Origin of the sequence: Mycobacterium sp. E342 (assembly GCF_001667665.1) — a bacterium.
GTDB lineage: Bacteria > Actinomycetota > Actinomycetes > Mycobacteriales > Mycobacteriaceae > Mycobacterium.
Genome location: NZ_LZJM01000169.1, coordinates 1 through 835 on the forward strand (window position 1 = coordinate 1; position 835 = coordinate 835).

General features: G+C 63.6%; 2 protein-coding genes. One reads left to right on the forward strand and one right to left on the reverse strand.

Annotated elements, in window-relative coordinates; translation table 11 throughout:
• Positions 1 to 695 (forward strand): class I SAM-dependent methyltransferase (locus tag A5692_RS12245; protein ID WP_068056292.1); only part of this gene is annotated, 695 nt, incomplete at its 5' end.
• Positions 696 to 716: 21 nt separating this feature from the next.
• Here the strand turns inward: A5692_RS12245 and A5692_RS28245 are convergent.
• A partial coding sequence (locus A5692_RS28245; protein WP_197514435.1) for a class I SAM-dependent methyltransferase occupies positions 717 to 835 on the reverse strand: 119 nt, incomplete at its 5' end.

Below are 835 nucleotides of genomic sequence, written 5' to 3' on the forward strand. Positions count from 1 at the left end.
TGGGCAAGTTGAAGCTCGAGCCGGGGATGACGCTGCTCGACATCGGCTGCGGCTGGGGCGCCACCATGCGGCGGGCCATCGAGAAGTACGACGTGAACGTCGTGGGCCTGACATTGTCGGAGAACCAGGCCGAGCACGTGCAGAAGACGTTCGACCAGATGGACACGCCCCGCACCCGGCGGGTGCTGTTGGAGGGGTGGGAGAAGTTCCACGAGCCCGTCGACCGCATCGTCTCGATCGGCGCCTTCGAGCATTTCGGCCGCCAGCGCTACGGGCGCTTCTTCAAGATGGCCTACCAAGCGCTGCCGTCCGACGGGGTGATGTTGTTGCACACCATCGTTCGCCCGTCCTTCAAAGACGCCCGGGCGCGGGGCATGAAGCTGACCCACGAGATCGTGCACTTCTCGCAGTTCATCTTGACCGAGATCTTCCCCGGCGGGTGGCTGCCGACACCGCAGACCGTCGGCGAGTACGCGGTCACGGCGGGCTTCGAGCTGACCAGGGTCCACTCGCTGCAGCTGCACTACGCGAGGACCCTGGAGACCTGGGCGGCGAACCTGGAGGCCAACCGCCAACGGGCGGTCGAGATCCAGTCCGAAGAGGTCTACAACAAGTACATGCACTACCTGACCGGCTGTGAGAACTTCTTCCGCAAGGGCATCAGCAATGTCGGGCAGTTCACCCTCGTGAAGTAGGTCGCGAGGGGCTGGGGTCCGCTACTTTTCCAACGTGAACTGGTCGACGTCGGTGTAACCCTGGCGGAACAGCTTCGCGCACCCGGTCAGGTACTTCATGTAGCGGTCGTAGACCTCTTGGGACTGGATGGCGATGGAAC